This is a genomic window from Streptomyces griseorubiginosus, from assembly GCF_017614965.1.
Classification (GTDB): Bacteria; Actinomycetota; Actinomycetes; order Streptomycetales; family Streptomycetaceae; genus Streptomyces; species Streptomyces griseorubiginosus_B.
The window spans coordinates 1-8,153 of record NZ_WVUG01000366.1 but is presented as its reverse complement, the minus strand read 5'-3'; the positions used below and the strand labels follow the sequence as shown (position 1 = coordinate 8,153).

The window sequence follows — 8,153 nt, the reverse complement described above, 5'->3', positions numbered from 1 at the left end:
TTCGTCCACCGGCTCGGGTGGTTCCTGCGGGCCGTCGCCCTCCGGCACTGTGTCGCTCATGCCCAGACGCTACCCCGAAGCCCTGGGGTACCGTCGATCCCGATGGCCACGATCGAGGAGTGCCGCGCCGCACTCGAGAAGCTCTCGGACAACATGCAGCACGCCGAGGGGGACGTCCGCACCGCCGCGTCCCTGGACCGCTCGGTGAGCTGCCGGATCACCGACCTCGACATCACCTTCGTCGGCCGGATGACCGGCGGCCGGATCGTCGTCCAGGACACCATCCAGGGCTCGCCGACGGAGAAGGCCCAGATCAGACTCACCATGAAGGGCGACGACCTGGTGGCCCTGGTCAACGGCGAGCTGAACTTCGCCAAGGCGTGGGGCTCGGGCCGGGTGAGGCTGGAGGCGGGCCTGCGCGACCTGTTCCAGCTCAGGAAGCTTCTGTAGCCGCCGCCTCAAGAAGCCTCTGCAGCCGCTGCCTCAAGAAGCTTCTGCAGCCACCACGCGCGCGCGTGCCGTGCGCGCCGCCGGGACCACCAGGGGCGTGCCCGTCTCCGGGTCGTCGATCACCTGGCAGCGCAGCCCGAAGACCTCCTCCACCAGCTCGGCCGTGACGATGTCCTTCGGGGCGCCCTCGGCGACGACCGTCCCCTCGCGCAGCGCGATCAGATGCGTGGCGTACCGGGCGGCGTGGTTGAGGTCGTGCAGCACGGCGACCAGTGTCCGCCCGTGCTCCTCGTGCAGCTCGGCGCACAGGTCGAGCACGTCGATCTGGTGCTGGATGTCGAGGTAGGTCGTCGGCTCGTCGAGCAGCAGCAGCGGGGTCTGCTGGGCGAGCGCCATGGCGATCCACACCCGCTGCCGCTGCCCGCCGGACAGCTCGTCCACGTACCGCTCGGCGAGTTCGGCGACCCCGGTCCGCGCCATGGACTCCTGGACGACCCGCTCGTCCTCGGCGGACCACTGGCGCAGGAGGCCCTGGTGCGGGTAGCGGCCGCGGCCGACCAGGTCGGCGACGGTGATCCCGTCGGGCGCGATCGACGACTGCGGCAGCAGACCCAGCGTGCGGGCGACCTTCTTCGCCGGCATCGACTGGATGACCTGCCCGTCGAGGAGCACCCGGCCCTGACTGGGCCTGAGCATCCGCGACAGCGCCCGCAGCAGCGTGGACTTTCCACAGGCGTTCGGTCCGACGATCACTGTGAAGGAGTTGTCGGGGATCTCCACCGAGAGCTGCTCGGCGATGACCCGCTGGTCGTAGGCGAGGGTGACGTTCTCGGCGGACAGGCGGTTCACGGTGCTCCTTGAGGTGTACGGGTTCGCCGAGCCGCTCATATCCGGCCCGCCTTGCGCTCGGTGACCAGCAGCCACAGCAGGTAGACGCCGCCGAGGACGCCGGTGACCACGCCCACGGGCAGCTGGTCGGCGCCGAAGAGACGCTGGGAGGCCCAGTCGGCGGTGACCAGGAGGGAGGCGCCCATGCACAGGGACGGCAGCAGGTTGGGGCCGGGTGAGCGGGTCAGTCGGCGGGCGAGCTGAGGGGCCGTGAGGGCGACGAAGCCGACGGGGCCGGCGGCCGCGGTGGCCGTGGCGACGAGCAGGACGGCCGCCACCATCAGCAGTGCCCGCACCCGCTCGACGCGCACGCCGAGGGCGTTCGAGACGTCGTCGCCCATCTCCATCATCCGCAGCCCGCGGGCGTTGGCGAGGACGAGCGGCACGAGCACCGCGCACAGCGCGAGCAGCGGCCAGACCTGGTCCCAGTCCCGACCGTTGAGCGAACCGGTCATCCACACGACCGCGCGGGCCGCGTCGACCAGGTCGGAGATGGTGAGCAGATAGCCGTTGACCGCCGTGACGACCGCGGAGACGCCGATACCGACCAGGACCAGCCGGTATCCGTGCACGCCCCGCTTCCAGGCGAGCAGATAGATGGCCAGCCCGGTCACCAGTCCGCCCACGAGCGCGCCCAGCGTGACCTGGGCCGCGCTCCCGGAGAACAGCACGATCATGGTGAGGGCCCCGGCGGTCGCCCCCTGCCCGAGGCCGAGGACGTCCGGGCTGCCCAGCGGATTGCGGGTGACGGCCTGGAACAGCGCTCCGCCGAGCCCGAGGGAGGCGCCGACCAGCAGACCGACCAGGACCCGGGGCAGCCGCAGCTCCCTGATGATGAACTCCTGGCCCGCGTTGCCGTCGCCGAGCAGCGTCCTCACCACGTCGCCGGCCGGGATCGGGAAGTCTCCGGTGCCGATGAGCACGACGCTCGCGGCGAGCGCGGCGAGCAGCAGCAGGACGACGACGGTGACGGCACGGACGTCCAGGCGCAGCGAGAGCCCGCCGGGGGTCCGCAGGACTCGGGTGGTCTTCACAGCTGCGCCGTCCTCCGCCGTCGTACCAGAAAGATGAAGACCGGCCCGCCGATGAGCGCGGTGATGACGCCGACCTGCAGCTCCGAGGGGCGGGCGACGATCCGGCCGATCACGTCGGCGCCGAGCAGCAGCACGGGCGACAGGATGGTGGCGTACGGCAGGATCCAGCGCAGGTCGGGACCGGTGAAGGACCGCACGATGTGCGGGACCATCAGCCCGACGAACGCGATCGGCCCGCAGGCGGCGGTCGCCGCGCCGCACAGCACGGTCGCGGCGAGCATGGACAGCGCCCGGGTGCGGTTGAGGTCGGCGCCGAGTGCCTTGGCGGTGTCGTCGCCCATGGCCACGGCGTTGAGCGGCCGGGCGAGCCCGAGGGCGAGGAGTGTGCCGGCCGCGAGGAACGGCAGCACCTGGAGAATCGTCGAGTCGGTCGCCGAGGCGAGCGAACCGACCGTCCAGAAGCGCATCCTGCCGAGCGCGGCGTCGTCGGTGATCATCACGGCCTGCAGATAGCCGTACAGGGCCGCGCTGATGGCGGTACCTGCGAGAGCGAGCCGCACCGGGGTCGCGCCCCGGCTGCCGCCGAGGAACCACACCAGCGCGCCGACCGCGGCCGCGCCGACGAAGGCGAACCAGACGTAGCCGCTCAGGCTGGTGACCCCGAAGTACGTGATCGCCGTGACGACCGCGGCCGAGGCGCCCGCGTTGATGCCGAGCAGCCCCGGATCGGCCAGCGGATTGCGGGTGAGCGCCTGGAGCACCGCGCCGGAGAGGCCGAGCGCGGCGCCGGCGAGCAGTCCGAGGACCGTCCGCGACAGCCGCTCGTCGACCACGACGTCGCCGTAGGTGCCCGTGTCCTGGAACAGTCCGTGCCAGACCTGTTCCGGGGAGAGCCCCTTCGCGCCGATCGCGATGCTCGCCAGCGCGACGAGCACCAGCACCGCGACGGACACGAGCAGCCCAAAGGCACGTACCGCCCGGCGGGTCGGGGGCGCGGGGGCGGTCTCCGCGCGCTGTTCGGAAGGACTGTCGACCAACACCAGGTTAGGTTAGCCTACCCTCGCATCGCTGCTCGAGCCCGGCGCTGAGAACTCGGTCCCGGGTGCTCAGAACCCCAGCCGTGCCAGCGCCTTCCCCGTCTCCAGCTCGCACACACCCTCACCGGCCACCGTCCAGGCGGCGGCACACAGCGCCCGCAGCCCGTCCAACGGCTCTCCGTCACCCTCCAGTTCCAGCCGCTCGGCACCCGCCGTCGCCGTCCAGCCACCGCACCGGAAGCCCTCTCCCGCCTCTCCGACCTCCGGCTGTCCCGTGAGCAGCCCGCGCAGGTCGGCGTCGACGTACGTCGGCCGGTGCCGCGGGGGCGCGGCGAGCAGTTGGGCGCCGTCCGTGACGCCGGTGAGGACCAGCAGCGAATCGACCTCGCCGTTGAACGCCCCCTCGATGTCCGTGTCCAGCCGGTCCCCGACCACCAACGGCCGCTCGGCGCCCGTGCGGAGGATGGTCTCGCGGTGCATCGGGGGCAACGGCTTGCCCGCGACCTGGGGTTCGGCGCCGGTCGCTATCCGCACGACCTCCACGGCCGCGCCGTTGCCAGGCGCGATCCCGCGGGCGCTCGGAATCGTCAGGTCGGTGTTGGAGGCGTACCAGGGCACCCCACGCGCGATGGCGTAACAGGCCTCGGCGAACCGCCCCCACGGCAACTCGGGCCCGCCGTACCCCTGGACGACCGCCACCGGCTCGTCCTCCGCCGACTCCACGGGCTGGAGCCCCCGCTCCCGCAACGCGACCCGCAGCCCCTCACCGCCGATCACCAGGACCCTGCTCCCCTCCGGCACCTGCTCGCTGATCAGCCGCGCCACCGCCTGGGCCGAGGTGATGACGTCGTCGGCGCCCGTGGGGATCCCCAGCTCGCTCAGGTGCCCGGCCACGGCGTCCGGGGTACGCAGCGCGTTGTTGGTGACGTACGCGAGATGCATCCCGCCCTCGCGGGCCGTGGCCAGCGACTCGACCGCGTGCGCGATGGCGAGTCCGCCGGCGTACACCACCCCGTCGAGGTCGAGCAGCGCGGTGTCGTACGCCTTGCTCAGGGCCTGCCCACTGCCCTCGGGCCTCGTCCTGACGCTCTGGCTCATTCCGCATCGCTCCTCGTTCGACGGCTTTCCCCCGATCATCCCGCACGCCACTGACACACGTACGATGCCGGGATGAACACTGCAGGTCACCCGGAAGCAACGGCGCGCCGAGGCCTGGAACTCACCCCGTTCCGAGGACTGCGGTACGACCCCGACCGGGTCGGCAGCCTGGCCGCCGTGACATCCCCGCCCTACGACGTCGTCGTACGCCCCGACGGCCTGCACCACCTGCAGGATTCCGACCCGCACAACATCGTCCGCCTGATCCTCCCGCAGGCCCCCACCCCGCACGCCCGCAACGAACAGGCCTCGGACACCCTGCGCCGCTGGCTCGACGAGGGCGTCCTGACCACCGACCCCGAACCGGGCCTGTACGTCTACGAACAGCGCCACGACGACGGCATGCTGCAACGCGGCATCATCGGCGCCCTGCGCGTCTCCGACCCGTCGGACGGTGTGGTCCTGCCCCATGAGGACGTCATGCCGCATGTGGTCGCCGACCGTGCGGCCCTGATGCGCGCCACCTCCGCGAACCTCGAACCCCTGCTGCTGACCTACCGCGGCAACGGCTCGTCGGCCGCCACCAGCGAGATCGTGGAACGCGTCGCCGGTCGCCCGCCCCTGCTCTCCACCACCACGGAGGACGGCTACAGTCACCGCCTCTGGTCGGTCACCGACCCCTCCGACCTGACCCGTATACAGGCCGAACTGGCCGAGCACCAGGCCCTGATCGCCGACGGCCACCACCGCTGGGCGACCTACCGCCGGCTCCGCACCGAGCACCCCTCCCCCAGTCCCTGGGACTACGGCCTGGTCCTCCTGGTCGACACCGCCCGCTACCCCCTCCGCGTCCGCGCCATCCACCGCCTCCTGCACGGCCTCCCGGTCGCGGACGCACTGGAGGCCGTGGCAGGACTGTTCCGGGTACGACGTCTCGACGTCCCCCTGTCACAAGCCCTGGAAGCCCTCGCCGACGCGGCCTGCGCGGGCAACGCCTTCCTCCTGGCGGGAGACGGCGCCTTCCACCTGCTGGACCACCCCGACCCGGCCCTGCTGGCCCGCACGATCCCGGCCGACCGCCCGGCGGCCTGGCGCACTCTGGACGCCACCGTCCTGCACGCCACCCTCCTCGACCACGTCTGGCACATCCCCGAGGACTCCCCCGCCCACATCGCCTACATCCACGACACGGCCGCCACGATCGCGAAGGCGGAACGCGACGGCGGTACGGCGGTCCTGATGCACCCGGTCCGCGAGGAGGTCGTCCGCGACCTGGCCCGCCAGGGCGTGACCATGCCCCGCAAGTCGACGTCCTTCGGCCCGAAGCCGGCGTCGGGTCTGGTGCTGCGGGCACTGGACCTCTGACCGGGCCGACACAGAAGACACGAAAGAAGGGCGGGACCGTGGCCCCGCCCTTCGTCGTCACAGACCGACAGGATCAGTCCTTGTCGTCCTGGTCCTCGTCGTGCCGGTCCTTGTCCTCGACGTCGACGACTTCGAGGTCAACGTCGTCACCGTTGGTGTCGTCGCTCTCGTCGAAGGCGTCGACGAACTCGACCCCGTCCATCTCGGCGAGCCGGTCCGAGGCGTCCGTGCTGCCGTCCCGGTCGGCCTCGACGGCCTTGGCGAACCACTCCCGCGCCTCGCCCTCACGACCGGCGGCGAGCAGCGCGTCGGCGTAGGCGTACCGCAGCCGCGCGGTCCACGGCTGAACGGAGTTGGAGGCCAGCTCGGGGCTCTGCAGCGTCACGATCGCCGCGTCCAGCTGCCCCATGTCACGCCGGGCGCCTGCCGCGACCAGCCGCATCTCGACCTGCCCGGCCTTGTCGAGCTTGTGCACCTCGGGCGCCCCGGCCATGTCCAGCGCCTTCTCGGGCCGTCCAAGGCCACGCTCGCAGTCCGCCATCAGCGGCCACAGCTCCGCACTGCCGGTCATCCGCCGCGCGGCCCGGAACTCGGCGAGCGCCTCGGCGTACTTCTGGTTCGCGTACGCGGCGAACCCGGCCGCCTCCCGTACGGCGGCCACGCGCGAGGCGAGCCGGAGGGCGACCTTGGAGTAGCCGTACGCGCCCTCGGGATCCTCGTCGATGAGCCGGGCGACCATCACCAGGTTCTTGGCGACGTCCTCGGCGAGCGTCTTGGGCAGACTCTGCAGTTCCTGCCGTACGTCCTTGTCGATCTCCTCGCCGGTGACGTCCTCGGGGATCGGCAGCCGCTTGATCGGCTCCCGGTCGCCCCGGTCCCGGTCGCGGTCGTCGCGGAAACGGCCTCCGCCCTGCCGGTCGTCCCGCCCGCGGAAGCCTCCGGGGCGCCCACCGCGGTCGTCACGGCGGGGGCCACCACGTCCACCGCGGTCGTCGCGCTGGTACGCGGGGCGGGAGCCACGGTCACGGTCACCATCACGCCGGTCGTCCCGACGACCGTAACCGCCACCGCGGTTGTCATCGCGGCGGAAGCCGCCCCGGTCGCTGTCACGCCGCTCGCCGCGGTCGTCACGGCGGAAGGAGGGACGCTCGCCCCGGTCGCCTCGGTTGCCTCGGTCGTCACGGCGGAAGGACGGGCGCTCGCCCCGGTCGCCGCGATCGTCACGGCGGAAGCCGCCACGGTCCCGGTCACGGTCGTCTCGACGCGGGCCGCGGTCACGGTCACGATCGTCACGCTGGAAAGCCGGACGCGGGCCACGGTCACCGTCACGCCGATCGTCCCGACGGCCGTAACCGCCACCGCGATTGTCATCCCGCCGGTCGTCACGGCGGAAACCGCCCCGGTCACCCTGCGCACCACGGTCGTCACGGCGGCCGTACCCACCGCCCCGGTTGTCGTCACGGCGGAAGCCGCCCCGGTCGCTGTCACGCCGCTCCCCGCGGTCGTCCCGGCGGAAGGAGGGACGCTCGCCCCGGTCGCCGCGATCGTCACGGCGGAAGCCGCCACGGTCCCGGTCACGGTCGTCTCGACGCGGGCCGCGGTCACGGTCACGGTCACGGTCGTCGCGCTGGAAAGCCGGACGCGGGCCACGGTCACCGTCACGCCGGTCGTCCCGGCGGCCGTAACCGCCACCGCGATTGTCGTCCCGCCGGCCATCACGACGATCGTCGCGGCGGTCGTCGCGCCGGTCGTCACGGCGGAAACCGCCACGGTCACCCTGACCACCGCGGTTGCCGCGGTAACCGCCACGGTCACCGCGATCACCACTGTCCCGTCGCCGCTGGTCGCGCTCCGGTCGGTCGTCGGGAGAGTTGGTGGACATGGTGACTCCTGTCTTCGGTACCGCAAGCATTGTAAAAACGAAAGGACCCCTGGTCCCAGCTGAACGCTGGGACCAGGGGTCCTTCCAAAGATTGTTCGGCGGCGTCCTACTCTCCCACAGGGTCCCCCCTGCAGTACCATCGGCGCTGTAAGGCTTAGCTTCCGGGTTCGGAATGTAACCGGGCGTTTCCCTCACGCTATAACCACCGAAACCCTAATGGTTTCGAGCGAACAAGCACACTTTTCTGTTATGCGTTCTGCTCTAAGCCGGCAACGGTCGTTGCCTCAGAACTAACACAGTGGACGCGAGCAACTGAGGACAAGCCCTCGGCCTATTAGTACCGGTCACCTCCACACGTTACCGTGCTTCCAGATCCGGCCTATCAACCCAGTCGTCTAC

The 8,153-nt window shown here is 71.5% G+C and carries 7 protein-coding genes and 2 rRNA genes; 2 read left to right on the top strand and 7 right to left on the bottom strand.

All coding sequences use genetic code 11. The features are described 5' to 3' along the window. The first annotated feature begins 102 nt into the window (after positions 1-102). Positions 103-450 (top strand): SCP2 sterol-binding domain-containing protein, encoded by a 348-nt coding sequence (locus GRC12_RS39000; RefSeq protein ID WP_208785143.1) that lies wholly within the window; start codon positions 103-105, stop codon positions 448-450. A gap of 33 nt (positions 451-483) precedes the next feature. On the opposite strand, the gene GRC12_RS38995 is transcribed toward GRC12_RS39000, so the two are convergent. The 4 genes from GRC12_RS38995 to GRC12_RS38980 all read right to left on the bottom strand — a co-directional run bounded on the left by GRC12_RS38995 (position 484) and on the right by GRC12_RS38980 (position 4,507). Next, complete coding sequence (locus GRC12_RS38995) at positions 484-1,338, bottom strand: ABC transporter ATP-binding protein (RefSeq protein WP_208785142.1); 855 nt, start codon at positions 1,336-1,338, stop codon at positions 484-486. After that, on the bottom strand, positions 1,335-2,372 hold the full coding sequence (locus tag GRC12_RS38990) for a FecCD family ABC transporter permease (RefSeq protein ID WP_208785141.1): 1,038 nt from the start codon (positions 2,370-2,372) through the stop codon (positions 1,335-1,337). The genes GRC12_RS38995 and GRC12_RS38990 overlap by 4 nt, the downstream gene beginning before the upstream one ends. Beyond that, positions 2,369-3,412, bottom strand: a complete 1,044-nt coding sequence (locus GRC12_RS38985; protein WP_208785139.1) for a FecCD family ABC transporter permease — start codon at positions 3,410-3,412, stop codon at positions 2,369-2,371. The genes GRC12_RS38990 and GRC12_RS38985 overlap by 4 nt, the downstream gene beginning before the upstream one ends. 66 nt (positions 3,413-3,478) lie before the next feature. After that, positions 3,479-4,507, bottom strand: coding sequence for an HAD hydrolase-like protein (locus GRC12_RS38980; protein WP_208785137.1), 1,029 nt, complete (start codon positions 4,505-4,507; stop codon positions 3,479-3,481). A 72-nt stretch (positions 4,508-4,579) separates the two neighbouring features. Here GRC12_RS38980 and GRC12_RS38975 point away from each other — a divergent pair, with 72 nt between their 5' ends. Continuing rightward, on the top strand, positions 4,580-5,872 hold the full coding sequence (locus GRC12_RS38975; protein WP_208785135.1) for a DUF1015 domain-containing protein: 1,293 nt from the start codon (positions 4,580-4,582) through the stop codon (positions 5,870-5,872). A 73-nt stretch (positions 5,873-5,945) separates the two neighbouring features. Here GRC12_RS38975 and GRC12_RS38970 read toward each other — a convergent pair whose 3' ends face one another. The 3 genes from GRC12_RS38970 to GRC12_RS38960 all read right to left on the bottom strand — a co-directional run. Beyond that, positions 5,946-6,719, bottom strand: a complete 774-nt coding sequence (locus GRC12_RS38970; RefSeq protein ID WP_208785144.1) for a tetratricopeptide repeat protein — start codon at positions 6,717-6,719, stop codon at positions 5,946-5,948. A gap of 1,128 nt (positions 6,720-7,847) precedes the next feature. After that, positions 7,848-7,964: ribosomal RNA gene (gene rrf, locus GRC12_RS38965) — 5S ribosomal RNA — on the bottom strand. Positions 7,965-8,068: 104 nt separating this feature from the next. Continuing rightward, a 23S ribosomal RNA gene (locus GRC12_RS38960) occupies positions 8,069-8,153 on the bottom strand; the annotation flags it as partial.

What these genes read in the sequence shown, in the direction of transcription:
- GRC12_RS38975 (WP_208785135.1), top strand. Translation starts at nt 4,580, where the DNA reads ATGAACACTGCAGGTCACCCGGAAGCAACGGCGCGCCGAGGCCTGGAA.
- GRC12_RS38995 (WP_208785142.1), bottom strand. Translation starts at nt 1,338, where the DNA reads ATGAGCGGCTCGGCGAACCCGTACACCTCAAGGAGCACCGTGAACCGC.
- GRC12_RS39000 (WP_208785143.1), top strand. Translation starts at nt 103, where the DNA reads ATGGCCACGATCGAGGAGTGCCGCGCCGCACTCGAGAAGCTCTCGGAC.
- GRC12_RS38980 (WP_208785137.1), bottom strand. Translation starts at nt 4,507, where the DNA reads ATGAGCCAGAGCGTCAGGACGAGGCCCGAGGGCAGTGGGCAGGCCCTG.